Annotated in this window: 25 protein-coding genes; 6 read left to right on the forward strand and 19 right to left on the reverse strand. The window is 63.4% G+C overall.

What is annotated here, in order from left to right; genetic code table 11:
• Nucleotides 1-2: 2 nt before the first annotated feature.
• Entirely contained in the window at nucleotides 3-386 is a 384-nt protein-coding gene (rbfA, locus tag QM694_RS10730; RefSeq protein ID WP_415006926.1) for a 30S ribosome-binding factor RbfA, read from the reverse strand.
• 44 nt (nucleotides 387-430) lie between these two features.
• On the opposite strand from rbfA, the gene QM694_RS10735 reads away from it, so the two are divergent.
• A complete protein-coding gene (locus QM694_RS10735; protein ID WP_415006927.1) occupies nucleotides 431-1042 on the forward strand; it encodes a demethoxyubiquinone hydroxylase family protein in 612 nt (203 codons plus the stop codon).
• A 123-nt stretch (nucleotides 1043-1165) separates the two neighbouring features.
• Here QM694_RS10735 and infB read toward each other — a convergent pair whose 3' ends face one another.
• From infB to QM694_RS10770, 7 genes are all read right to left on the reverse strand, one after another.
• Nucleotides 1166-3775, reverse strand: a complete 2610-nt coding sequence (gene infB / locus QM694_RS10740; RefSeq protein ID WP_415006928.1) for a translation initiation factor IF-2 — start codon at nucleotides 3773-3775, stop codon at nucleotides 1166-1168.
• Between the two features lie 18 nt (nucleotides 3776-3793).
• The gene (locus tag QM694_RS10745; RefSeq protein ID WP_415006929.1) at nucleotides 3794-4366 is read right to left on the reverse strand and encodes an RNA-binding protein; all 573 of its coding nucleotides are present in this window, start codon (nucleotides 4364-4366) and stop codon (nucleotides 3794-3796) included.
• Nucleotides 4367-4404: 38 nt separating this feature from the next.
• Nucleotides 4405-6009, reverse strand: a complete 1605-nt coding sequence (gene nusA, locus QM694_RS10750; RefSeq protein ID WP_415006930.1) for a transcription termination factor NusA — start codon at nucleotides 6007-6009, stop codon at nucleotides 4405-4407.
• Nucleotides 6002-6601 carry a ribosome maturation factor RimP gene (gene rimP, locus QM694_RS10755; RefSeq protein ID WP_415006931.1) on the reverse strand — a complete coding sequence of 200 codons (600 nt, stop codon included), beginning with the start codon at nucleotides 6599-6601 and terminating at the stop codon, nucleotides 6002-6004. The genes nusA and rimP overlap by 8 nt, the downstream gene beginning before the upstream one ends.
• A gap of 131 nt (nucleotides 6602-6732) precedes the next feature.
• The gene (locus QM694_RS10760) at nucleotides 6733-7155 is read right to left on the reverse strand and encodes a hypothetical protein (protein ID WP_415006932.1); all 423 of its coding nucleotides are present in this window, start codon (nucleotides 7153-7155) and stop codon (nucleotides 6733-6735) included.
• 26 nt (nucleotides 7156-7181) lie between these two features.
• The gene (locus QM694_RS10765) at nucleotides 7182-7619 is read right to left on the reverse strand and encodes a hypothetical protein (protein WP_415006933.1); all 438 of its coding nucleotides are present in this window, start codon (nucleotides 7617-7619) and stop codon (nucleotides 7182-7184) included.
• Complete coding sequence (locus QM694_RS10770) at nucleotides 7616-8107, reverse strand: DUF6252 family protein (protein ID WP_415006934.1); 492 nt, start codon at nucleotides 8105-8107, stop codon at nucleotides 7616-7618. Before QM694_RS10770 ends, QM694_RS10765 begins: the two co-directional genes overlap by 4 nt.
• A gap of 112 nt (nucleotides 8108-8219) precedes the next feature.
• Between QM694_RS10770 and folE the strand changes: the two genes are divergently transcribed.
• Entirely contained in the window at nucleotides 8220-8918 is a 699-nt protein-coding gene (folE, locus tag QM694_RS10775) for a GTP cyclohydrolase I (RefSeq protein ID WP_415006935.1), read from the forward strand.
• Nucleotides 8919-8922: 4 nt separating this feature from the next.
• A complete protein-coding gene (locus QM694_RS10780) occupies nucleotides 8923-9351 on the forward strand; it encodes a BLUF domain-containing protein (protein WP_415006936.1) in 429 nt (142 codons plus the stop codon).
• Here the strand turns inward: QM694_RS10780 and QM694_RS10785 are convergent, their stop codons facing one another.
• The 10 genes from QM694_RS10785 to QM694_RS10830 all read right to left on the reverse strand — a co-directional run bounded on the left by QM694_RS10785 (nucleotide 9352) and on the right by QM694_RS10830 (nucleotide 19014).
• A complete protein-coding gene (locus QM694_RS10785; protein WP_415006937.1) occupies nucleotides 9352-10416 on the reverse strand; it encodes an ABC transporter ATP-binding protein in 1065 nt (354 codons plus the stop codon).
• Nucleotides 10416-11204: an ABC transporter permease gene (locus tag QM694_RS10790; protein WP_415006938.1), complete on the reverse strand. Its 789-nt coding sequence runs from the start codon at nucleotides 11202-11204 to the stop codon at nucleotides 10416-10418. Before QM694_RS10790 ends, QM694_RS10785 begins: the two co-directional genes overlap by 1 nt.
• Nucleotides 11201-12085, reverse strand: a complete 885-nt coding sequence (locus QM694_RS10795; RefSeq protein WP_415006939.1) for an ABC transporter permease — start codon at nucleotides 12083-12085, stop codon at nucleotides 11201-11203. The genes QM694_RS10790 and QM694_RS10795 overlap by 4 nt, the downstream gene beginning before the upstream one ends.
• A gap of 55 nt (nucleotides 12086-12140) precedes the next feature.
• A complete protein-coding gene (locus QM694_RS10800) occupies nucleotides 12141-13208 on the reverse strand; it encodes an ABC transporter substrate-binding protein (RefSeq protein WP_415008610.1) in 1068 nt (355 codons plus the stop codon).
• Between the two features lie 135 nt (nucleotides 13209-13343).
• Nucleotides 13344-14336 carry a zinc-dependent alcohol dehydrogenase gene (locus QM694_RS10805; protein WP_415006940.1) on the reverse strand — a complete coding sequence of 331 codons (993 nt, stop codon included), beginning with the start codon at nucleotides 14334-14336 and terminating at the stop codon, nucleotides 13344-13346.
• Nucleotides 14333-15646 (reverse strand): histidinol dehydrogenase, encoded by a 1314-nt coding sequence (gene hisD / locus QM694_RS10810; RefSeq protein ID WP_415006941.1) that lies wholly within the window; start codon nucleotides 15644-15646, stop codon nucleotides 14333-14335. Before hisD ends, QM694_RS10805 begins: the two co-directional genes overlap by 4 nt.
• Before the next feature lie 9 nt (nucleotides 15647-15655).
• Nucleotides 15656-16426, reverse strand: a complete 771-nt coding sequence (locus QM694_RS10815; protein WP_415006942.1) for an SDR family NAD(P)-dependent oxidoreductase — start codon at nucleotides 16424-16426, stop codon at nucleotides 15656-15658.
• A 1-nt stretch (nucleotide 16427) separates the two neighbouring features.
• Entirely contained in the window at nucleotides 16428-17216 is a 789-nt protein-coding gene (locus QM694_RS10820; protein ID WP_415008611.1) for an ABC transporter ATP-binding protein, read from the reverse strand.
• Entirely contained in the window at nucleotides 17213-18019 is an 807-nt protein-coding gene (locus QM694_RS10825) for an ABC transporter permease (RefSeq protein WP_415006943.1), read from the reverse strand. Before QM694_RS10825 ends, QM694_RS10820 begins: the two co-directional genes overlap by 4 nt.
• Before the next feature lie 53 nt (nucleotides 18020-18072).
• Nucleotides 18073-19014 carry an ABC transporter substrate-binding protein gene (locus QM694_RS10830; protein ID WP_415006944.1) on the reverse strand — a complete coding sequence of 314 codons (942 nt, stop codon included), beginning with the start codon at nucleotides 19012-19014 and terminating at the stop codon, nucleotides 18073-18075.
• A 259-nt stretch (nucleotides 19015-19273) separates the two neighbouring features.
• Between QM694_RS10830 and QM694_RS10835 the strand changes: the two genes are divergently transcribed.
• Both QM694_RS10835 and QM694_RS10840 read left to right on the forward strand, forming a co-directional pair.
• Entirely contained in the window at nucleotides 19274-21367 is a 2094-nt protein-coding gene (locus tag QM694_RS10835; RefSeq protein ID WP_415006945.1) for an FAD-dependent oxidoreductase, read from the forward strand.
• A gap of 5 nt (nucleotides 21368-21372) precedes the next feature.
• Nucleotides 21373-22080, forward strand: a complete 708-nt coding sequence (locus QM694_RS10840) for a glutamine amidotransferase (protein ID WP_415006946.1) — start codon at nucleotides 21373-21375, stop codon at nucleotides 22078-22080.
• Between the two features lie 236 nt (nucleotides 22081-22316).
• Here QM694_RS10840 and QM694_RS10845 read toward each other — a convergent pair whose 3' ends face one another.
• Nucleotides 22317-22775 (reverse strand): Hsp20 family protein, encoded by a 459-nt coding sequence (locus QM694_RS10845; protein WP_415006947.1) that lies wholly within the window; start codon nucleotides 22773-22775, stop codon nucleotides 22317-22319.
• Between the two features lie 239 nt (nucleotides 22776-23014).
• Here QM694_RS10845 and QM694_RS10850 point away from each other — a divergent pair, with 239 nt between their 5' ends.
• A complete protein-coding gene (locus QM694_RS10850; protein ID WP_415006948.1) occupies nucleotides 23015-23455 on the forward strand; it encodes a hypothetical protein in 441 nt (146 codons plus the stop codon).
• Nucleotides 23456-23476 lie beyond the last annotated feature (21 nt).

The raw sequence follows: 23476 nt of genomic DNA on the forward strand, positions 1-23476 counted from the left end.
TTCTAGCTCTTTTTTAGATCGCGCGCCACCTCGGGGCGGTGGAGGAGTTCGTCGATCTTGTTGGCATAGTCGAGCGAGGTGTCGATGCGGTAGCGGATTTCGGGCATGAATTTCATGTCCACCTTGGGCGCCACCAGGCCGCGGATATATTTCTTGTTGCGGTTGAGCGCGTCGAGCGCCCGCTGCTCCTGCCCCTTGATCAGCGTGCTGATGAAGGCCGTGGCGATCTTGAGGTCGGGCGAAATCTGTACCTCATGCACGCTCACCTGCAGGCCTTCGAGCTCCGGATCATTCGTTTCGCCGCGGAACAGGATGTCGGACAGCGCGTGGCGGATCAGTTCACCGGCACGGAGCTGGCGTTGCGAGGGGGTTGAAGAGTGTGACATATCGCCGGAATAGTAAAACAAACTGCGGTATGCAAGATTTTATCATGATTGAGCGAAAAGCCACCTTGATGCCTGACGCGAGGGAGCGGCGGATTATCGCGCGCATCCTCAAGGTCAATCATGCCGGGGAACATGGCGCCATCCGCATTTATGCCACGCAGCGCGCAATCTCCTCGATCCTCAATCCCGGCATCACAGCCAAACTTGATGAAATGTACGGTCACGAGATCGAACATCACAGACTGTTTCTTGAAGCCATGCCGTCCCGCTCCGCCCGCCCCTGCAGAATGCTGTTCCTGTGGGCGTGGGGCGGTGGTGTTCTCGGCATCCTGACAGCACTTTGCGGAAAACGCGCGGTGTGGCTATGCACAGAGGCCGTCGAACATGCAGTCCACCATCATCTCGACGACCAGTTACTGTATCTCGCTGACAAAGATGAGGAGCTTGAACGCCTCATTGCTTCCATTCAGGCGGAAGAAGCATCGCATCTGGCCTATGCGAAACAGAACAGCGGAAACCCCAGCCTTCTGTCCCGCTTGCTGCTCCGTGGCATTGGTTCGCTGACAACCATCCTGATCTGGATGTCGACGTCTGGAGACTCTGTAAGACTGAAGCGAGAACTTGCCGCAAATCACGCTTCCCACGAAGGTGATTAGCTCTTCATTTCGGATCCTTGCCAGAACTTACTGTGGCACGCTTGGCGCCGATCGGTCTGCAGAAAAGCAGACTGATCGCGCCCATAGCAAAAGCAGCCGTCGCGTTTCGCCACTCGCGTGGAACTACTCCAGCTTCCGCTCCACCTTCTCGACGCGGAAGCATTCGATGATGTCGCCTGCGCGGATGTCCTGATAGTTCTCAAAGGCCATGCCGCATTCCTGGCCGACGGGGACTTCCTTCACCTCGTCCTTGAAGCGCTTCAAGGTCGAGAGCGTGCCTTCGTGAATCACCACGTTGTCGCGGATGAGGCGCACCTTGGCGCCCCTCTGGACAACGCCTTCGGTGACCTGGCAGCCCGCCACCTTGCCCACCTTGGTGATGTTGAACACCTCGAGAATTCGCGCATTGCCGAGGAAGGTTTCGCGCAGTTCCGGCGCGAGCTTGCCCGACATGGCGGCCTTGATGTCGTCCACCAGGTCATAGATGATGTTGTAGTAGCGGATTTCGATGCCCGCCCGCTCCGCCGCATCGCGCGCCTGGCTTGAGGCGCGCACGTTGAAGCCGAGCACCACGGCGCCCGAGGCCTGCGCGAGGCCGATGTCGCTCTCGTTGATGCCGCCCACCGCATAGTGGATGACGCGGCTTCGGATTTCGTCGTTGCCGATCTTCTCCAGCGCCTGAACGATGGCCTCCGCCGAGCCCTGAACGTCGGCCTTGACGAGGATGGGGAACTCCTTGACGTTCCCATCCTTCATCTGTGTCATCATCTGCTCGAGCGACGACCGCGCCGCCGGAGCGCCGCGCGATTCACGGCGCTTGCGATCACGGTAATCGGTGATTTCGCGCGCCCTGGCTTCATTCGGCACCACGTCGAACTGATCGCCCGCTTCCGGCGCCGAGTTGAGGCCAAGAACTTCAACCGGCGTGGAGGGCGTTGCCTCCTTCACTTGGCTGCCCTTGTCGTTGATGAGCGCGCGCACGCGGCCCCAGGCGGAGCCGGCCACGAAAATATCGCCCAGCCGCAATGTGCCGCGCTGCACGAGGACGGTGGCCACGGGGCCACGACCCTTGTCGAGCTGCGCTTCCACCACCATGCCGCCCGCCTCGCGGTCGGGATTGGCCTTGAGGTCGAGCACTTCGGCCTGCAGCAGGATCACGTCCAAGAGCTTGTCGAGATTGGTGCCCTTGAGCGCCGAGACTTCCACTTCGAGAATGTCGCCGCCCATGCTTTCCACCACGATGTCATGGCGGAGCAGGTCGGTGCGCACCCGGTTGGGATTGGCCGAGGGCTTGTCGATCTTGTTGACGGCCACGATGATCGGCACTTCGGCGGCGCGCGCATGGTTGATGGCCTCAACCGTCTGCGGCATCACGCCATCATCCGCCGCCACCACCAGCACCACGATGTCGGTGGCCTTGGCGCCGCGGGCGCGCATGGCAGTGAAGGCCTCATGGCCCGGCGTGTCGATGAAGGTGATGAGGCCGTTCTTGGTCTCGACCTGATAGGCGCCGATGTGCTGGGTGATGCCGCCCGCTTCGCCGGAGACCACATTGGTCTTGCGGATGGCGTCGAGCAGCGACGTCTTGCCGTGGTCGACATGGCCCATAATGGTGACGACCGGAGGGCGCGACACGAGCTGGTCGGCTGTATCAGTATCGGCGGCAAGGCCTTCGACAACGTCGGATTCCGACACGCGCTTGACCTTGTGGCCCATCTCCTCGGCGATCAGCTGCGCCAGATCGGCGTCGATCACGTCGTTGATGGTGTGCATCTCGCCCTGTTTCATCAGGAACTTGATAATGTCCACGCCGCGCTCGGCCATGCGGTTGGCGAGCTCCTGGATGGTGATCGCCTCGGGGATCACCACTTCGCGGCTCATCTTTTCGGTGGGCATCTGGAAGCCCTGCGCCTGCTTCTTCAGGCGCTCGGTGCGGCGGCGGAAGGCGGCGACGGAACGCGCGCGGTCCTCATCATCCGCCATGGCGTTGCCCACCGTCAGGCGGCCGCGGCGCTTGTCCGCTTCGCCCTTGGTGCGGGTAGGAGCCGGAACCTTGACCTCGCGCTTGATGACGCCACCGGGCGCGCGGGACTTCGGCCGCTCGTCATCCGCCTCAACGTCTGCGGGACGGCGCGGCGACAGGGAAGACGGCGCTGCGGCGGATGTTCCGGCAGGCGTGGTGGTTGCCGGGCGCGGCGCCAGCTTGCGGGCGGCTTCCTCGGCCTTGCGCTTGCTTTCCTCTTCGATGCGATGGCGCGCATCATCCTCGGCCTTGCGCTTGGCGGCGGCCTCGCGCTCGCGCGCGTCATGGGCCTCCTGCTCGGCGCGGCGGCGGGCATCTTCTTCCTGGCGCTTGCGGTCCTCGGCCTCGCGCACGCGGGCGCCGGCGAGAGCGCGGTCACGCGCCTCCTTTTCCTCAGCCGTCAGTGTACGGAGCACCACGCCCGGGCGGGCGCCCTGCGGCGCCGCAGGCCTGCTGGGCGCGGCGGTTGTGGGCGCAACGCGGGGCTGCGGCTGGAACGCCGGCTTTACCTCAGGCGCGGGCGCTGCCGTGGCAGGCTTGTCATCGCCGAAGCGCTTCCGCTTGGTTTCGACCACCACCGTCTTGGTGCGGCCATGGGCAAAGCTCTGCTTCACCTTGCTCTGTTCGACAGAAGGCCGCTTCAGGGTCAGAGTTCCGCTGCCGCCCCGCTGGGCGTCGGACTTGCGGTCATTCTCGTTGTTGTCGCTCATGCTCTCTCTTCAATACCCTTAAAGGCCCGGCTGGCCTTCATAAATCCCGATGCGGCGGATGGCGGCAAGGAGCTTTTCGGCAAGCCCCCCTTTTGCCACGGCAGCATGTATCACATTTGACCGGCCAAACGCCAAATCCAATTCATCGAGTTGGAAAAGACTGATCCGTTCGACATCCGGCACCGCCAGCTTGTCGAGCTTGCGGCATCCGTCGGCGGCGGCTTCGCGTGCGTGCAGGAGGATGCGGGCGCGCTCACGCCCCAGCATTTCCTCGACTTTCGTGAAGCCCGTGACCGCTTCCCCGGCCTTCTTGGCCAAGGATATATAGGAAAGCGCCTGCTTGCGCAAAAGCCCCCTCACCATCTCCGGCAGCGCCGGATCAGCCGCCGTCGCCTCGCCGAAGCCGCGCGAGAACAGGTTTTTCCGGCAGGCCTCGGCCACGGTTTCCTGTTTGGACGACACCCAGACCCCCCGCCCCGGCAGCTTGCGCGCCAGATCGGGAACGGCCTGGCCATCCGGCCCGCGCACGAAACGGATCAGATCTGCCTCATCACGGCATTCGCGCGTCACGATGCACATGCGTTCGGCCAAATCCGCGTCCGTCCCTTGCGTTATGGTGCTGTCTCCGCTCAGGCGTCGGCCTCGGCTTCGGCATCCGCCACCACTTCGGCTTCCTCAGGCGCCGGAATCCAGCCCATCCTGACGCGCGCCGACATGATGAGACGGTTGGCCTCCTCAGCCGAGACGTCGAGATCGGAGAAGGCGCCCTTGTGTTTCACCGCCTCGCCGTTCTTGCGCTCCGTCCAGCCGATCAGGTCGTCGGAGGCGCAACCGGCGAAATCCTCGACATTGAGAATGCCGGCCTCGCCCAGCGCCACCAGCATGGCGGGCGTCAAGCCTTCGATCTCGGTCAGCTCGTCGGCAACGCCCAGTTCCTTGCGGCGGGCATCCTGCTCGGCGGCGGCGCGCTCGAGATATTCGCGCGCCCGGTTCTGCAGCTCTTCCGCCGTCTGCTCGTCCAGCCCCTCGATCGAGGCGATCTCGCGCAGTTCGACATAGGCCACTTCCTCGACCGTATCGAAACCTTCCGACGCCAGAAGCTGGGCCAGCGTTTCGTCCACATCCAGCGCATCGATGAAACGCTGCGTGCGGGCGGCGAATTCCTTCTGGCGGCGCTCCGATTCCTCGGCCTCCGTCATGATGTCGATGTCCCAGCCGGTGAGCTGCGAGGCAAGGCGCACGTTCTGGCCGCGGCGGCCAATGGCGAGCGACAGCTGTTCGTCCGGCACCACGACCTCGATGCGCTCGGCTTCCTCGTCGAGCACCACCTTGGTGACTTCGGCGGGGGCCAGCGCATTGACCACGAAGGACGCGACATCGGGCGTCCACTGGATGATGTCGATCTTCTCGCCCTGAAGCTCGTTCACCACCGCCTGGACGCGGGAGCCCCTCATGCCGACGCAGGCGCCGACCGGATCGATGGACCCATCCTTGGAGCGCACGGCGATCTTGGCGCGCGAGCCCGGGTCGCGGGCCACGGAAACAACTTCCACCACGCCGTCATAGATTTCCGGCACTTCCTGGCCGAACAGGCGGGCCATGAATTCGGGATGCGTGCGAGAGAGGAAAATCTGGGGCCCACGCTGCTCGCGGCGCACGTCATAGACATAGGCGCGGATGCGGTCGCCTGTGCGGAAGGTTTCGCGCGGCAGCGACTCGTCGCGCCGTACGATGCCTTCGCCACGGCCCAGGTCGACGATGACGTTGCCATATTCGACGCGCTTCACCGCGCCGTGCACGATCTCGCCGATCCTGTCCTTGTATTCGTCATACATGCGGTCGCGCTCGGCATCGCGCACCTTCTGCACGATCACCTGCTTGGCGTTCTGGGCGGCGATGCGGCCGAAATCGACGGGCGGCAGGGGCTCGGCGATGAAGTCGCCCAGCGTGGCTGCGGGATTGCGGCGGTTGGCTTCGGCGAGGCTGATTTCGGTGGCTTCGTTCTCCACCTTCTCGACCACCAGCAAGAGCCGGTTCAGCCGCGTTTCGCCGGAGCGCGGATCAATCTCGGCGCGGATTTCGTTTTCCTGGCCATAGCGGGCCTTGGCCGCTTTGGTAATCGCCTCTTCCATCGCCTGCAGCACGACCGACTTGTCGATCGATTTTTCGCGGGCCACCGCATCGGCGATCTGCAGAAGCTCAAGCCGGTTGGCGCTCACGGCAGGTTCAGCCATTGTCTTCACTCCTCTCAACAGAGATCTTGTCTTCGTCAATTTCAGCGCCGTCGCCATAACCCGCCTGCGGCAGGCGCTGGCGCGCGGCCTCGATCAGCTCGTCCGTCAGCACGAGCTGCGCCGTGCCGATATCGGCAAAGGGGACGCCCACCAGCACGGGCTCCTTGGAGGCCCCTTCGGGGTTCTCGATGAACAGCCGCACTTCGCCCTCGTGGAAACCTTCAAGGGCGCCGCGGAAGCGCTTGCGGCCCGCCACCGGCACGGCCATCTCGATCTTCGCCTCATGCCCGGCCCAGCTTTCAAAATCGCCGGGGCGCACCAGCGGGCGGTCTATGCCGGGCGAGGACACTTCGAGATGATAGCGGGACGGGATCACGTCCTCGACGTCGAGCATGGGCGACATGGCGCGACTCACCTTCTCGCAGTCATCGATGGAGAAGGTGCCGTCCGGCCGCTCCGCCATGATCTGCAGGGTGGTGCCACTCATCTTTACGCGCACCAGCCGGTAGCCCATGTCGGCCAGCACCGGCTCGGCAAGGGCGGCAACCCGCAAGGCGGGCCCGGTTTCGCGTGTCAGTCTCTCTTCGCTCATCTGTCCTTCAGGCAATAAAAAAAGCGGGCCCCGCGCCGGGACCCACTCTCGATCTCCACTTTCGTGGCTATGTGAGTGAACCTAAGTTGGCGTCCATATAGGCCCATCCTGCGCCCGCCGCAAGACCCCGCTTAAAGCAATGCGGCAAGGCTCATCGCCATCCGCACGATCGCAGGACCGGCGAAATAGACGGCGGCCGGGGCGAAGATGATGCCTGCAAAAGTGGCGTATTTGGCAATGCGATTGTCTTCCGGGACGAACATCTTGCCGGTCGGTTGTGTTCGTCCCAGTTGTTTTGGCAGTAAGGCGAAACCGGCAACGACAGCAACCAAAGAGCCCCACACAAGCAATCTTTCGGAAAGCCACTGAAAATAGGAAAGATAGACAATCGTTCCATGGACGTTATGTGCATAGGTGAGTCCATCGGCCGAGTTTGCCAGCTTGGGGGCATCCGAAGTCCACCGAGAATCGATATAGAAAAAGCAAAACATCGTCATCCAGCCGAAACCGAAGAGAAAGCCGCCTAAAATATTGCGGACCTTTTTGACCGTCATGGAACTGAGGCCGCCGCCTGTCACGCCTAATATGACTTTACCTTCTTCCGGCTGATCAGGAAACCATGGTCCTCATCCGTCATGCAGGTGAGGCCGTCTTCGGCGGATTCGCAGTAGAAGGGGCCGCCGCGCCAGCTTCGGCCATGGGGGAGGATGTTCTTGGCCCCGCAGCAGGATTGATCGCCCACATCAGACAGCATCTCCGCCTTTCCATGCGCGCTGAGGGTGAAGCGCAGATATTTGGGGCTGGCGCGGTCGCAGGAAAGTTCCGGCCCGCCGTCAGCGGTCTTGTAGACGGTGGAGCCGCCAGCGGGCGTATAGATGCATTCCACATTGCCGGATGGCAAGGCGAAGGTGGTGTAACCCTGCGGTTCCGGCGCAAAGGATAATTCCGGATAATCTTCCGCTCCCGCCTGCACCGCCAGCACAAGAAGCGCCGCCGCCGTGACAAAAGCCCGCCTCATGGCGTCACCACAGGAATATCCTTGAACACGCCGTTTTCGATCGAGAGCTTCGTCTTCTTCGACTGGCTGATCCCCGTCATGGCGAAGGTGCCGGACACCGTATGCGCCGCCGCATCTGACGTAACGGTGATCTGGCCGCCGGTCATCCGGAAGCGCTGCTCCATGAAGTCGTCTCCGCGTGTGGGATCGCTGAAGCTCGCGGTATTGCCGGTGGGATCGGATTTTTCCGGATAGGCATAGGTGCCTGCATATTGTCCGGGAGCCGCGATCGCCAGATTGGTGGAGAACACGACGGGCTGCCCGTCCTTGAGGTTCGTGCCGGCGATGTTCAGCACTGGCTTTCCGGCGATCACCGTTTCGCTGGCGCTGACATTCTCCGCCGTCCACGGCTTGCCATCAAGCGTCATCGACAATGACGGGTCGGCAGCGGCGGCACCCGCCGCAAAACAGAGAACCATCGGAACTGCAAAAACGTGAAGGACTCGCATGGCCGTCTCCCCTGGCTGTGCGAGGAGAATGCATGCACCCCAAACGGCGGCATCATTAACTTTGCGAAAGGCGGGGTTTGTCGAAACCAGGCCGCCTGCTATCCTTGAGGCCATGACCCAGCCGCCCGACAGCGATCTTCCCGTTTCGGCCCGCATCCGCGAACGCATCCGGCGGGCGGGCCGGCGCTATCATGCCAATGACAATATCGCCGATTTCATCGCCGACGGCGAACTCGATGCGCTTCTGGCCGAAGTGGCGGGCAAGCTCGAAGGCGTGCTGGACAGCCTGGTGATCGACACCGCGAACGACCACAACACGCAGGATACCGCCCGGCGCGTGGCGCGCATGTATCTGACCGAAGTGTTCCGCGGCCGTTACGCGCCGCCGCCGCCCGTCACCGAATTTCCCAATGCCGAATATCTGAACGAGCTGATGATCGTCGGGCCCATCACCGTGCGCTCGGCCTGCAGCCATCATTTCTGCCCGATCATGGGCAGGCTGTGGATCGGCCTTCTGCCCAACGAACATTCCAATCTCATCGGCCTCTCGAAATATGCGCGCCTTGCCGAATGGATCATGAGCCGCCCGCAAATCCAGGAAGAGGCGATCACCCAGCTGGCCGACCTCCTGATGAACAAGGTGACGCCCGATGGGCTGGCCGTGGTGATGGAGGCCGATCATTTCTGCATGCACTGGCGTGGCGTGAAGGACACGGGCGCCAAGATGGTGAACAGCGTGATGCGCGGATCGTTTCTGAAGAACCCCAATCTCCGCCGGGAATTCCTGGCCCTCGTCAACCTCAAGGATTAGCCCGATGCTCGTCCGCTGCCTCTATGCCAGCCGCTCCAAGGGCCCGATCCGCGGGGCCACGCAGGACTCGATCCTCGAAACCGCGCGCCGCAAGAACCCCGCCCACGGCATCACCGGAATCCTCTGCGTGTGCCACAACGGAAACATTTTCATCCAGGTGCTGGAGGGCGGCCGCGATCAGGTGGGCGATTTGCTTACCTCGATCATGCGCGACGATCGCCATGAGCATATTCGCATCTTGTCTTACGGGGAAATCGGCGAGCGCAAGTTCTACAGCTGGACCATGGGCCAGGTGGACATGGCGAAGATCAACCCCGGCCTGCTGCTCAAATATCACGAGCGCGCGGTGCTCGATCCCTTCAGCGCCACGGGCGAAGCCACCATGGCGCTGCTCGACGAGCTGGTGGCCTCCGGTTCGATCCTCAGCCGCTGATCAGGCGGCGCCGAGCAGGATCAGGTCGGAGGAGCGGAAAGAAATTTCAGCCGGAGCGCCTGCCTGCGGCGGCGTGGCATCGGGGCGGTTGAAGGTATCGAGCGAGAACCAGGTGCCTGCCGCGCGCGCCCGCACACGCACCACCGATCCCAGGAAATGCACATCCTCGATCACCGCCGGAAGCACCACATCAGCGCCTGCCGTGCGTCCGAGATTGACGGCCTCCGGGCGGATCGCCAGCCCCTGCCGCTCGCCCGCATGGCCGGTGACTTTGGCGGGATCGACCCGCACCTCCGTGCCGCCCAGCCCCAGAAGGCCGGTGGCCGGATCGCGGATGAAGGCGTCCATATTGTTCAGTGTACCGACGAAATTGGCGACGAAGCGCGTCGCCGGGCGGTTATAGATATCGTGCGGCTGGCCCACCTGCTCGGCGATGCCGCCATTCATCACCACGATCCGGTCGGAGATCGACAGCGCCTCTTCCTGATCGTGCGTGACGAAGATGGTGGTGATGCCCAGCTCGCGCTGGATGGCGCGGATTTCGGTGCGCAGCGACACGCGGATCTTGGCGTCCAGCGCCGAGAGCGGTTCGTCGAGAAGAAGCATGCGGGGCTTGGGTGCCAGAGCGCGGGCCAGCGCCACGCGCTGCTGCTGCCCGCCGGAAAGCTGGAAGGGATAGCGGTTGCCGTGTTCGGGCAGGCCGATGAGCTGCAGCATCTCGTCCACCCGCTTCTTGATCTCGGCGGCGGGCATGCCCTTGATCTTGAGTCCGAAGGCGACATTCCCCGCCACCGTGAGATTGGGGAACATGGCATAGGCCTGGAACACCATGCCGATGTTCCGCTGGTTGGCGCGCAGGCCCACGATGTCCTTGCCGTCGATGCGGATCGCGCCGGAGTCGGGCGATTCGAATCCCGCCACCATGCGCAGCACCGTCGTCTTGCCGCAGCCCGAAGGCCCCAACAGCGAGATGAACTCGCCCTTCTCCACACTCAGATTGAAATCACGCACCACGCGCGTGGCGCCGAAGGATTTTTCGAGATGCTCGAGTTCGAGAAAGGCCATCAGTTGGGACCCGGGGAATGGCGTGAAAAACGCGTGGCGAGCTGGATGAGGCCCATGCAGGCCCAGGTGATCGAGAAGGCGATGACGGCAAGGGCGGCGGGTTCATAGGCGCGGTTGCCGCCCATCCACACCATGTAGGGCCCGAAGGCCGGGCGGTTGAGAAGAGCCGCAAACACATATTCGCCGATCACGATGGCGAAGGTGAGGAATGCGCCAGAAAGAATGGCCGTGAACACATTGGGCAGGATGACGCGCCCGAGAATGGTGACCCAGCCCGCACCCAGCCCCTGTGCAGCTTCGGTAAGCGTGCGGACATCGAGTGTGCGAAGCCCGGTGTCGACCGCGCGGTAGAGATAGGGCAGCGCCAGCACGCTGTAGCCGAACACCAGCAGCAGGTTGGTGCCCCAGGTGGAGCCGGTGAGCGGCAGGAAGCTCGACGTGTTGTAAAGCCGGATATAGCCGAACACGATGACGATGGGCGGGATGACGAGCGGCAGCAGCGTGACGAATTCCACAACGGGCCTGAGGCGCGGCAGCTTGAGCCTGACCCAGAAAGCTGTGGGCGTGACGATGAGAATGCCGAACACGATGGTGGCCAGCGCCATCACCACCGAGAAGGTGAAGGTTTCGCGGAATTGCGGATCCGACAGCACGTTGCGGTAGGCATCGAAGGAATAGACGCCGCGCCGCGCCCTGAGCGAGAACTCGAACGTGCCGATGAGCGGCAGGAAGAAGAACAGGAACCCGATCGCGAAGATGAACCAGTTCCACAGGCGGGCCAGCTTCATTTCACCCACCTCTCGGCGCGGGCGCGCAGCGCGATGTAGACGACATTGGCGAGTGCAGTGACAACGATCATGCCGAAGGCGATGGCGTAGCCCAGGTGCGGATCCTGCAGCACGTCGCCACGGACCTGTGCAAAGAGAATGATCGGGATGATCGACAGCGACGAACCGGTGAGCGCCATGGCGGTGGCGACGGCGCCGAAGGCATTGGCGAACAGCAGCGCGAAGGTGCCGAGAAGCGACGGCCAGAGCGCCGGCAGCGCCACCATGCGCCAGTATTGCGTACCTGTGGCGCCGAGGCTTTCGGCAGCTTCGCGCCATTCGCGCTTCAGGCCATCAAGGGCCGGCGTGATGATGAGAACCATCAGCGGAATCTGGAAATAGAGATAGGCCAGCGTCAGCCCCGTGAAACTGATGAGATTGAAGCCCATCGCCGCGAGATTGATGTTGAACACATCGCGCAGGAGAACGGTGATGAGTCCCAGCCTGCCCAGCGTGGCGATGAAGGCGAAGGCCAATGGCACGCCCGCGAAATTCGAGGCAACACCGGAAAACGTCATGGTGGCGTTGCGCAGCGCAGGCGGAAGCCCGCCGCGCGTGACGGCGATGGCCAGCAGAAGGCCGAACACCGTGCCGAGAAGCGCCGTCAGCAGGCTGATCTTGATAGAGATGAGCGCCGCGTTGACGATGTTGGGCTCCGACAGCCCCGCAAGATTGGACAGCGTAAATCCGCCATCGGCGCCCTGAAATGCGCCGGTGACGATCTGCAGCGTCGGCAATATCAGGAACAGCAGCGCGAACAGCGCGAAAGGCACGATGCCGGCATGGGAGCCAGCCACCGCCCACAGACCCGTCCGCCTTCGTACCTGAGCGCCGCCTGCCATAGATCCCCCTGGAAAACTCCTGCGCCCGCAGGGGCGCAGGAGCCTTCAATCGTGCTTACTTGACGTTGGCGCCGACGGTCTTGTCCCAGCCTTCGGACACCGTCTTCTTGTTGGCGGCCTGCTGTTCGACGGTCGGGAAGATCGCCTTGTTATAGGCTTCGGCAGGCGGCAGCTTGTCCATCAGCTCCTGCGGCACGCTCTTGGCCGCCACCAGCGCGTTGAAGCGCGCGGGATGGCAATAGCCCTTGAGCCAGCCAAGCTGGCCTTCGTCGGAATAGACATATTCCATCCACAGCTTGGCGGCATTGGGATGGGGCGCATAAGCCGAGATCGCCTGCACATAGACGCCCGCCAGCGAGGAGGACGCGGGGATCACCACATCCATCGGCGGGTTGCCCTTCAGGCTGTCGCGCCAGGCGAGAAGGTTATAGTCCCAGGCGGCGACGATGGGCGTCTGCCCCTGCGCGATGGTGCCGGATTTGCCGGCCACCGGCACGAAGTTTCCGGCCTTGTTGAGTTCGGCGAGGAAGGCGAGGCCCTTCTCGCCCGAAGCTTGTCCGGGCTCGCCGCCATTGGCGATGCCGGCCGACATGACGCCGAGGATCGCCTGGTTCGACGCGCGCGGATCGCCGGTGAGCGCGAAGGAATTGGCGTATTCGGGCTTGAGAAGATCGGACCAGTCGGCGGGGGTGTTCTTGACGAGATCCTTGTTCACGCCGAACGCCATGACGCCATAATAGTCGCCGAACCAATAGCCGTCGGCATCCTTCACGTTATCGGGAATGTCGGCCCAGGTGGCGACCTTGTAGGGCTGGATCAGCTTTTCATCCTTGGCCTGCGGGCCGAAGGCGAGGCCGACGTCGATCACGTCCGGCGCCTGCGGGCCCTTGTTGTCCTTGTTGGCGCGGATCGCTTCGAGCTCATCCGCCGAACCTGCATCGGGGTTCAGCTCGTTGACGGTGATTTCGGGATATTTCGCCTTGAAGCCGGCGATGACGTCGCCATAGCCGCACCAGTCGTGCGGAAGAGCGATGACGGTGAGCTGGCCTTCCTGCTTGGCGGCGGCCGCCAGATCGCTCATCGCGTCTGCGCGGGTGATCGAGGGAAGAGCGGTGCTGAGCATCAGCGCCGCGGCAAGTGCCGTGCGGGCAATCTTCGTCGTCTTGTTCATGATGTTCTCCGAGTTGGCGGCTGCTCGTCGCGCACGGAGATGACGGTCAAATGACCTATATGTGACAGCCCGTTAACGCGGGGGCCATCACGGCCGGATGATGGTCTTGAGGCCGGTGGCCTCTCCGGCGATCAGGCGGCGGTAGGCGTCCGGAACCTCATCGAGCGCAATTACGCGGTCGATGAGCCGCGCGGCGCGGTCTGCGCAGGCTGAAAGCATGGCAAGCGCATCCGGCAATTCATCGCGGAAGGCGTGGCAGCCGATCAGGCTCATCTCGCGCTCGACGAGGATGTTGGGATCGATGTCGAGCTTGCCATGCGAAATGCCGACGATGGCAAGACGCGCCCCGCCATCGAGAAAATCGATCAGTGTACGGAGCGCCTGGACGCTGCCGGTGGCGTCAATGGCGGCGCGGAGCGGCCTGCCGCCCTCTTCTTTTGCCAGCGGCACAACGCGCGCACCGGTTACAGCGGAGACGAGCTGGGCGCGCGTGGCGTTGCGGTCGGCCACGCGGATATCGGTGAAGCCCTGTTCGGCGAGAACCAATGCCGCCAGCCCGCCGATGGGACCGGCACCGGCGATCAGCACCGGCTCATTGTGCTGAAGCTGAAGCCGCAGCACCGCATGGAGCGCCACCGCGAAGGGTTCGGCCATTGCCGCGACTTCATCTGAAAGGCCGTGCGGCACGGGATGCAGCAGGCGCTCCGGCAGGATCACCTGCTCCGCAAACCCACCATCGCAAAGCTCGCCTACGAAGCCCAGCTTCGCGCAGAGGTGATGCAGCCCTTCGCGGCACGGGCCGCACGCACCGCACCAGTAGCGCGAATCCGCCGCCACACGGTCACCCGGCTTGAATTTGCGCACCTCCGGTCCCGCCGCCAGCACCACGCCGGAAAATTCATGGCCCGCCGTCGAGGGCGCGCGGGTGATCCATTGCCCGGTGCGGAAATTGTGAAGGTCGGACCCGCAGATGCCCGCCGCCGAGACGTTCAGCAGCACCTGATCGCCCAGTGGCGGTGATGGCGCGGCAACCTCCTCGACCCGGAGATCGCCCTTCGCATGGAGCCTGACAGCCTTCATGGCAGCACATCATCACGCAAGGCGGACACCGCATTCTCATGCGAGCTGAAACCTTCGTAACGCGCCAGTTCGCGCGCATGCTGTGCAAGTTCCGCATAGGCGGGCTGGGTTACATAGCCGATGGAGGAGCGCTTCATGAAATCCGTCACCGACAAGGGGCCGCAACTCCTCGCCCAGCGGCTGGTGGGGAGAACCGCATTGGGGCCCAGCACGAAATTGCCGAGTGTGACGGGGGTATAAGGCCCCATGAGGATTTCCGCCGCTTCGGTGATGCGGCCCAGGTGCCGGAACGGATCGGTTGACTGGATTTCCAGATGCTCCGGCGCATAGGCATTGATGAAATCATGGCTCTCTTCGACGGAGCGGGTGAGCACGATGCCACCGCGCGGGCCTTTGAGAACGGCCTGCGAAAAGGCTGCGCGCTGCTCCGTCATGCGGGCCCAGAAACCGGGAAGTGCCGCCATCGCCGCTTCCGCCATATCGCGCGAATGGGTGACGATATAGGCCGAGGAGTCCGGCCCGTGCTCGGCCTCGATCAGCACGTCAAGTGCCGCGAGCCTGCCATCCACCGTGCCATCGGCGAAGATGATCGCCTCTGAGGGACCGGCGGGAAGGCCGACATCGAGCACGCCCGCCAGCAGGCGCTTGGCCGCCACCACCCACGGGCTTCCGGGACCGACGATCTTGAGCGCGGGCTTCACCGTTTCGGTGCCATGCGCCACCGCCGCCACGGCCTGCGCGCCGCCCACCGCATAGACCGTTTCAACACCGGCCAGCCGCGCCGCCACCAGTGTCGCCGCATCGACGCCGCCATCGGGCGCAGGCGGCGTGACGATGGAGAGTTCCGGCACCCCGGCGATGACAGCGGGCACGGCGGTCATCATGGTGACGGAGGGAAACGATCCCTTGCCGCGTGGCACATAGAGCGCCACCGAGCGGATGGGCGTCCAGCGGTCGCCCGCGAACGCGCCGGGGCGGATCTCCTTCAGCCATTGCGGCTCGGGCTTCTGCTCCTCGTGAAAGCTCCTGATGTTGGAGATGGCAAAGCGGATGGCGTCGATCACCTGAGGTTCAACGGATTTGAACGACGCGTCGAAATCGGCCTCTGGCACTTTCAGCGCCTTGACGTCCGCCTTGTCGAAGTCGCGCGTGAAACGCCGGAGCGCCGCATCGCCTTCCGCTTTCACGGCATCGATGATCGGCCGCACCTTGCCGAACAGGGCTTCGGCATCGCTTTCCGCCCGCTTGAGCAAGGCCGCCCGCGCGCCTGCATCAAGCGCGCCATAATCGTGAAAGCTGCAAACGCTCATGAGGCCCTCTCAGATCGATGCCAGGAATCCGCCATCCACCGCAAGGCACTGGCCGGTGACATAGGCCGAGGCGGAGGACGCGAGGAAGACGGCAGTACCCGCCAGATCGCCCAGTTCGCCGAAGCGCGCTTGCGGAATCTTGGCCTTCATCGCCGCCTGCCAGCCGGTGTTCTGATAGAAAACTTCCGTCATCGCGGTGCGGAAATAGCCGGGTGCGATGGCGTTCACGCGGATACCCAGCGGCGCCCACTCCGCCGAAAGCGCCCGTGTCATGCCGAGAAGGCCGGTCTTGGACGAGCCATAGGGAACGGCGGTGGGGATGCCCACTTCCGAGGTGAGCGAGCAGAGATTGACAATGCCGCCGCCGCCCGTTTCCTTCATGTGCGAGGCTGCGGCCTGCGCGGCGAAGAAGGCGCCTTTGAGGTTCGTGTCGAGGATCATGTCCCACAGGGCTTCATCGACATCGAGTGACGGCCTGACCTGCTCCATGCCGGCATTGTTGATGAGAATGTCGATGCGGCCAAGCGCGGCCTTCGCGTCATTCATCCGTAAGCGGATCAAATCCACGTCCGTCACGTCAAGCGCCAGCGGCACGGCGCGGCGGCCAAGGGCGGAGATCGCGGCGGAAGTTTCGGCAAGCGAGGCCTGATCCCGCGCCGTGACGGCCACATCAGCACCCGCTTTTGCCAAGGCTTCGGCGAGCGCGCGCCCGATGCCGCGGCTGGCGCCGGTGACCACCGCTGTCTTTCCCGTCAAATCGAACAGCGAGAGATCGGCCATCTCAATGCGCCTCGTCGATTTCATCCCGGAGCAGGTCGAGAATGCGGCGCTTCATGGCGATGAATTCGGGCTCGAGTGCAATCGAGGGATCGCGCGGGCGCGGAATGTCGATGGGGATTTCCGCCTTGATGCGGCCGGGCCTTGCCGTCATCACGATCACCCGGTCGCCCAGGAGGATGGCCTCGTCAATGTCATGGGTGACGAAGGCCACCGTCTTCCGGTCATGCTGCCAGACATTGAGCAGCAGCTTCTGCATGGTGTGGCGGGTCTGGCTGTCGAGAGCGCCGAAGGGTTCGTCCATGAGCAGAATGTCGGGATCATTGGCCAGCGCGCGGGCAATGGCCACCCGCTGCATCATGCCGCCGGACAGTTGCTTGGGATAATGGCCGGCAAAACCGGAGAGCCCCACCTCGGCCAGATATTTATCAGAGATGGCGCGGCGCTCCGCCGTGCCGAGCCCCTTGCGGCGCGGGCCATATTCGACGTTCTGCCGCACCGTGAGCCACGGGAACAGCGTATAGGACTGGAACACCATGCCGCGGTCCGGCCCCGGCCCTTCCACCTGATGGCCGTTCACCAGCATGCCGCCCTGGCTCACCGTGTTGAGGCCGGCGGCGAGATAAAGCAGGCTCGACTTGCCGCAGCCCGATGGCCCCACGATGACCGTGAAGGCATTGGGCTCGACCTCGAAGCTCACGTCATTGAGCGCCAGCACCGCCTTCTCGCCCTGGCCATAGGTGAGCGAGACATTGCGCACCGAGAGGCCGCCTTTTCCCATATCCGTCATCATGCTGCCCATGGCGTGACCCAGCGCCGGAGAAGCCGGAACAGAAGATCGGAGATCAATCCCAATATGCCGATCAGCGCCACGGCGAGGAAGATCGTATCGACCTGGAAGCCGCGCATGGCCTTGAGCGACAGATAGCCAAGCCCGCTGGTGGCCGCCACGAGTTCGGCCACCACCAGATAGGTCCATGCCCAGCCCATGGTGACGCGCAGCGTGTCGAGGATGGACGGCAGCGCGGCAGGAAAGATCACATGCCACACCGCCTCGCTCCGCTTGGTGCCGAGCGTATAGGAGGCATTGACGAGATCGCGCGACACTGAGCGGCTGGCATCGGCGATCATCACCAGCTGCTGGAAGAAAGTGCCGAAGAAGATCACCGTAACCCTCTGCTCGATGCCGATGCCGATCCACAGGATGAACAGCGGCACCAGCGAGGTGACGGGCAGGTAGCGCACGAAATTGACGAACGGCTCCAGCGCCGCCTTCACGATATTGAAGGTGCCCATGTAAAGGCCGAGCGGCACGGAAATGAGCGAGGAAATGATGAAGCCCAGCAGCACCACTTCGACGCTTGACCAGATGTGAACCCAGATCGAGCCATCCTCGGCGAGTTTCATGAACCGCTTCACCACCGCATCGGGCACCGGCAGGAAGGTGTCGCTGACATAGCCGCCATAGGTGGCGATCGCCCAGCCGCCGATGACCAGCGCCCAGATGAGAACACCGGCGGCGATGCCGATCTCTTTCGGAATATCTTCAAACGGCGTGGTGAGCCGCTGCCAGAGCGAGGCGGTGGGAGGAGCCATGGACTGTCCGTGACGGCAGCGGCGCGGGAAAACCCGCGCCGCCGCGAGAGGAATTACTTGGGATCGTAGAAGCGCGTATCGACGAGATTGCCGTAGTTCACTTCCATCTTGAGCTTCTGGAAGCCGCCCCAGATTTCATTGCCGAGCTTGATGAGATCATAGGCCTCGCCTTTTTCCGGCGTGCCCCAGAACTCGACATTGCGCTTGTGGTCGTAGAAGTTCACGCCCTTGGCGGCTTCGGCGAAATCCTCTGGCTTCTCGAGATAGCCGCCCACGCCCTTGGCCATCACGGCATAGGCATCTTCCGGATTGGTCTTGATGTAATCGACCGCCTTGTAGAGGCCCTTGACGAAGGCTTCCACGTCCTTGGGGTTCTTGTCGATGTAATCGCAGGTGAGGTCCACCACGTCGACGATGAGGCCCGGCGTCTGCGAGGAATCGATCAGCACCTTGCCGGTCTTCTTGGTGCGCACTAGCGTCAGATGCGGCTCCCAGGTGACGGCAGCGGGGATCTGCCCGGCGATGAAGGCGGCGGCGGCATCGTCAGCCGTCATGTTGACGATCTGCACGTCCTTCTCCGTCATGCCTTCGCGCTTCAGGAGAATGTTGAACCAGAACTGCGACACCGAACCTTCGTTCATGCCGACCTGCTGGCCCTTCAGGTCTTTCAGCGAATTGACGCCGTCTTTCACCAGCACGCCGTCGCCGCCATGGCTGTCATCCAGCGCCACCACGGCCTTGAAGCAGAAATCGGGCGAGCGGTATTTCTCGATCTCGTCCAGCGTCGAGGCATTGCCGTCGAGCTTGCCCGCGGCCACAGCCGCCATATAGAGCGATGCGTCCTCGATGATCTGGAGATCGACGTCGAGGCCGTTCTCCTTGAAGAAGCCCTTGTCACGCGCCAGGAACATCGGGCCATAGCCCACCCATGTCGTCATGCCGAGGCGCAACGTCCCCGCGTCAGCCGCCGTTGTTGCAAGAAGGCCGGCTGCCATTGCGGCGCCGGCAAAAAGCATTTTGGAAAACATATTCATCGGTGACCCCTCTCTGTCCTCATCCCGTCTTCCGTGCGGGTGCGCTGCAACAAAACATTTTTGGACGCGGAGCAAAAGACCTATTTTGCCTCACCTGCAGATTGTGACGCAATTTCACGCAGGCTGCCCAAAGGTAAGCAGGGCCAATGGCTTGCGGATTTGGCAGGGCCCGCGCTAGCCTGCGCCCTTGAATCGCCGCATGACTTCCGGAGAGCCCCCAATGGCCCGCGACCCCCGCTACGACATCCTGTTCGAGCCCGTGCGGATCGGCCCTGTCACCACCAAGAATCGCTTCTATCAGGTGCCCCACTGTAACGGCATGGGCTACCGCGATGCCACGGCGCTGGCCACGATGCGCGCCATCAAGGCGGAAGGCGGCTGGGGCGTGGTCTGCACGGAGCAGGTGGAAATCCATCCCTCGGGCGATATTTCGCCCTTCATCGAACTCCGCATCTGGGATGACAGCGACGTGCCGATGCTGGCCCGCATTGCCGAAGCGGTGAAGGCCAAGGGCGCGCTGGCGGGATTGCAGCTCTGCCACAACCTGACCAACGCGGCGAACCTCTACTCCCGCGAAATCCCGCTGGGGCCCGCGGAACTGCCCGTCTATTCGCCCTTCAACGATCCGGTGCAGGCGCGCGCCATGGACAAGCAGGACATCCGCAACCTGCGCAAATGGCACCGCGATGCGGCGTTGCGGGCGAAGCGGGCCGGCTTCAACATTCTCTATGCCTATGCGGGCAAGTTGTTCGGCGGCGCCATGTTCTTCCTCACCAGGCGGTATAATACGCGCACCGACGAATATGGCGGTTCGCTGGAAAACCGCGCCCGCCTGCTGAAGGAACTGATCGAGGATACCAAGGACGCGGTGGGCGACACCTGCGCGGTGGCCTGCCGGATCTCCGTCGATGAGCTTCTGGGCGAGGAAGGACTCCACGCGGCGGAAACGCAGGACATCATCGCCTATCTGGGCGAACTGCCCGACCTCTGGGACCTGACGCTCTCCGGCTGGGACAATGACAGCCAGACCTCGCGCTTTGCCGAAGAAGGCTATCAGGAGAAATTCCAGACCGGCATCAAGAAGCTGACCTCGAAGCCTGTGGTGGGCGTCGGGCGCATCACCTCGCCCGACTACATGGTGAAGCTCATCCGCTCCGGCGTGCTGGATCTGATCGGTTCGGCCAGGCCGTCGATTGCCGATCCCTTTATCCCGAAGAAGATCGAGGAAGGCCGGATCGAGGACATCCGCGAATGCATCGGCTGCAACATGTGCGTGGCGGGCGACCACACGCAGGTGCCGATGCGCTGCACGCAGAATCCCTCGATGGGCGAGGAATGGCGGCGCGGCTGGCACCCCGAGATCATCCGGCCGAAGCAATCCAGCGCGAAGGTGCTGGTCGTCGGCTCAGGCCCTGCGGGGCTCGAGGCGGCGATGATGCTGGGCCGCCGCGGCCATGAGGTGATCCTCGCCGACAAGGCGCGCGAACTGGGCGGCAGGCTGGCGAAGGAACGGAAGCTGCCCGGCCTTTCCGCCTGGGGCCGCGTCGTGGATTACCGGCTGGGGCAGATCGAAAAAATGCCCAACATCGAACTCTACCGCGAAAGTGATCTGTCCACGGAGGATATTCTGGGCCTGGGCTGCGATCATGTAGCCCTTGCGGTGGGCGCGACCTGGCGGCGCGATGGCGTGGCGCGCTTTCACCTGAAGCCCATCGCCATTGCCCCCGATGCCGATGCGCTGACGCCGGATGACATCATGGCGGGCGCCCGCCCCAAGCGCCGCAAGGTGGTGATCTATGATGACGAGCACTATTACATGGGTGGCGTCCTGGCCGAGTTGCTGGTGAAGGGCGGCCATGAAGTGACGTTGGTGACGCCGGCGGGCCATGTCTCCGACTGGATGCGCAACACCATGGAGCAGCATTTCGTGCAGGGTCGCCTGCTGAACCTCGGCGTGAAGCTCATCACCCATCATGCGGTGACGGCGGTGGGCGCGGACTCTGCCGATGTGACCTGCCCGTTCACCGGCAAGACGGAGGTGTTCGGCGATTGCTCCACGGTTCTCGTCACCGCCCGCCAGAGCAGCCGCAGCCTGTTCGACGATCTGAACGTCCGCGAAGCGGACTGGGCCGATCAGGGCCTCAAGAGCGTCAGCGTGATCGGCGACGCCCTGAGCCCCGGCACCATCGCCGCTGCCGTATGGAGCGGCAGGCGCTATGCGGAGGAAATGGACGTGCCGAAGGATCCTGACGCGCCCCTGTTCCGCCGCGAAGTGACGAGATTGAGTGCCGGGCCATTTTACTGGAGCAGCTGAACGGCATGGGCCGTCCGATTCTCATCATCGTCCATTCCGAACAATCGACGCCCGGCCGCATCGGCCATCTGTTGAAAGAGACGGGCTACAGCCTCGATATCCGCAGGCCCTGCCTTGGCGACGCGCTTCCCGAAACCATGGCGGCCCATGATGGCGCGGTGATCTTCGGCGGGCCGATGAGCGCCAATGACAGCGATGAGTGGATCGCCCGTGAGATCGACTGGATCGGCGTGCCGCTGAAGGAGAAAAAGCCGTTCCTTGGCGTGTGCCTGGGCGCGCAGATGATGGCCAAGCATCTGGGCGGCACGGTCGGCCCACACCCGCAAGAGCAGGTGGAGATCGGCTACTATCCCATCCGCCCCACGCCCGAGGGCGAGAAGCTGGGCGCATGGCCCACGCTTGTTTACCAGTGGCACCGGGAGAGCTTTTCCATGACCCATGGCATGGAGCGGCTGGCCACCGGCGATACCTTCGAGAACCAGGCGGTGCGCTATGGCGAGACCGCCTGGGGCATCCAGTTTCACCCGGAGGTGACGCGGCTCCTGATGCACCGCTGGGCCGTGCTGGGAGCCCACCGCTTCGTGCTGCCCGGCGCGCAGCAGGCGGCCGAGCATTTGAACGGAAACCTCGTCCACGACCCCGCCGTGCGCGATTGGCTGGACCGCTTTCTCACCCGCTGGTTGCAGCCAGTCCAGAGCGACACAGCCGGTTAACCCTTTTTTGTCAAAGATTTATGCGTGGCGGAAAGGGTTTGGAAACTCTGTGCAGGCATGATCGCAGGCATGGCAGCGCCCATGCAGGGGATGCTCCAAGAGGGCCGGGATTTGGTACTGCGTACCCGGACCCCTGAATTCGCGGGGAGCCAGGCAACCGGCTCCCCGTTTCAGTTCCATAAACAAAAGAGGCGCCGCCCGCAGGCAGCGCCCCTCTCATTCATACAGTCAGATCGTCAGGCCGCCTTGCGGGCTTCGATCTGGGCCGGCTCGCTGCCGCTGGTAATGGCAATGCTGCGCGGCTTAAGCGCTTCCGGAATGGTGCGCTTCAGCGACAGATGCAGCAGGCCGTTGTCCATGGCGGCGCCCTGTACTTCCACATGATCGGCAAGCTGGAACCGGCGCTCGAAGGCGCGGGCCGCGATGCCCTGATGGAGGTATTCGGTCTTGGCCGGAGCGGACTCGGGCTTCTTGCCGGTGATGGTGAGGGCGTTGCCCTTCACTTCGATGGCGATGTCATTGGCCGAAAAGCCGGCCACCGCCATGGTGATGCGGTATTCGTCTTCGCCCACGCGCTCGATGTTGTAGGGCGGATAGGTGGGAGCTTCGACGGAAGCTGCCTCGTCAAACATGCGGGCCAGACGGTCAAAGCCGACGGTGGAACGGTAAAGGGGGGTGAGGTCAAACATGGTCACATTCTCTCCTTGAGCAATGTTGGTGTTGCCCGCCGGATTGGCCGGGCTGACGTTCAGACTACGGGACCGGTCGGGCTCCCGCTGTCGTGAAATGGGTTTCTCCGCGCCCGTTTCAAGACCCTCCTTACCCACATGAACGCCAGATGAACGGCGCCATCGGATTTCGTTCAGCATGAAAGCGCCATGATTGCGGGCCAAGAGGCTGGGGAGCCTGTATGTGTCCTGAGGAGGGCCGGAATATGTTAACGAAGGGAATTGCCGCTGCTGCGATTGTGGCGGTGGGTTTGGTTGGCGGGGCTGTTGACGCATCCGCGAAGACGAGCGTGCATGTCGGCATCGGCCTCGGTGGCTGGGGCCCCGGATATGGCAACGGCTGGTGCTGGCGGCACCCGGGCGCCTGTGGCCATGGGCCCGGCTATTACCCCGCGCCGGGCTATTATGCGCCGCCGCCGGTTTATTACGCTCCGCCGCCGGCCTATTATCCGCCGCAGCCCGTTTATGGCGGCTACGGCATGTCCTGCGGACAGGCCAAATCAATCGTGCGCGCCAAGGGTTATTATAGCGTCTCGACGCGCGATTGCGCCGGAAGCACCTACAGCTTCGTGGGTTTCCGCAACGGCGGCCGGTTCCTGGTGTCGGTGAATGCCAGGAGCGGCAACACCTGGTCGCGGCCCTGGTAAGGATTGAAACGCCGGTGTGGC

This window comes from Aestuariivirga sp., from assembly GCF_047602625.1.
Classification (GTDB): Bacteria; Pseudomonadota; Alphaproteobacteria; order Rhizobiales; family Aestuariivirgaceae; genus Aestuariivirga.

Bases quoted from the DNA above. Each gene is read 5' to 3' on its own strand.
- QM694_RS10840 (WP_415006946.1), top strand. From the start codon at position 21,373: ATGGGCCGTCCGATTCTCATCATCGTCCATTCCGAACAATCGACGCCC.
- QM694_RS10850 (WP_415006948.1), top strand. From the start codon at position 23,015: ATGTTAACGAAGGGAATTGCCGCTGCTGCGATTGTGGCGGTGGGTTTG.
- nusA (WP_415006930.1), bottom strand. From the start codon at position 6,009: ATGGCTGAACCTGCCGTGAGCGCCAACCGGCTTGAGCTTCTGCAGATC.
- QM694_RS10785 (WP_415006937.1), bottom strand. From the start codon at position 10,416: ATGGCCTTTCTCGAACTCGAGCATCTCGAAAAATCCTTCGGCGCCACG.
- rbfA (WP_415006926.1), bottom strand. From the start codon at position 386: ATGTCACACTCTTCAACCCCCTCGCAACGCCAGCTCCGTGCCGGTGAA.
- QM694_RS10790 (WP_415006938.1), bottom strand. From the start codon at position 11,204: ATGAAGCTGGCCCGCCTGTGGAACTGGTTCATCTTCGCGATCGGGTTC.
- QM694_RS10800 (WP_415008610.1), bottom strand. From the start codon at position 13,208: ATGCTCAGCACCGCTCTTCCCTCGATCACCCGCGCAGACGCGATGAGC.
- rimP (WP_415006931.1), bottom strand. From the start codon at position 6,601: ATGAGCGAAGAGAGACTGACACGCGAAACCGGGCCCGCCTTGCGGGTT.
- QM694_RS10825 (WP_415006943.1), bottom strand. From the start codon at position 18,019: ATGGCTCCTCCCACCGCCTCGCTCTGGCAGCGGCTCACCACGCCGTTT.
- infB (WP_415006928.1), bottom strand. From the start codon at position 3,775: ATGAGCGACAACAACGAGAATGACCGCAAGTCCGACGCCCAGCGGGGC.
- hisD (WP_415006941.1), bottom strand. From the start codon at position 15,646: ATGAGCGTTTGCAGCTTTCACGATTATGGCGCGCTTGATGCAGGCGCG.
- QM694_RS10795 (WP_415006939.1), bottom strand. From the start codon at position 12,085: ATGGCAGGCGGCGCTCAGGTACGAAGGCGGACGGGTCTGTGGGCGGTG.
- QM694_RS10830 (WP_415006944.1), bottom strand. From the start codon at position 19,014: ATGGCAGCCGGCCTTCTTGCAACAACGGCGGCTGACGCGGGGACGTTG.
- QM694_RS10770 (WP_415006934.1), bottom strand. From the start codon at position 8,107: ATGCGAGTCCTTCACGTTTTTGCAGTTCCGATGGTTCTCTGTTTTGCG.
- QM694_RS10735 (WP_415006927.1), top strand. From the start codon at position 431: ATGATTGAGCGAAAAGCCACCTTGATGCCTGACGCGAGGGAGCGGCGG.
- QM694_RS10820 (WP_415008611.1), bottom strand. From the start codon at position 17,216: ATGATGACGGATATGGGAAAAGGCGGCCTCTCGGTGCGCAATGTCTCG.
- QM694_RS10805 (WP_415006940.1), bottom strand. From the start codon at position 14,336: ATGAAGGCTGTCAGGCTCCATGCGAAGGGCGATCTCCGGGTCGAGGAG.
- QM694_RS10780 (WP_415006936.1), top strand. From the start codon at position 8,923: ATGCTCGTCCGCTGCCTCTATGCCAGCCGCTCCAAGGGCCCGATCCGC.
- folE (WP_415006935.1), top strand. From the start codon at position 8,220: ATGACCCAGCCGCCCGACAGCGATCTTCCCGTTTCGGCCCGCATCCGC.
- QM694_RS10835 (WP_415006945.1), top strand. From the start codon at position 19,274: ATGGCCCGCGACCCCCGCTACGACATCCTGTTCGAGCCCGTGCGGATC.
- QM694_RS10760 (WP_415006932.1), bottom strand. From the start codon at position 7,155: ATGACGGTCAAAAAGGTCCGCAATATTTTAGGCGGCTTTCTCTTCGGT.
- QM694_RS10815 (WP_415006942.1), bottom strand. From the start codon at position 16,426: ATGGCCGATCTCTCGCTGTTCGATTTGACGGGAAAGACAGCGGTGGTC.
- QM694_RS10765 (WP_415006933.1), bottom strand. From the start codon at position 7,619: ATGAGGCGGGCTTTTGTCACGGCGGCGGCGCTTCTTGTGCTGGCGGTG.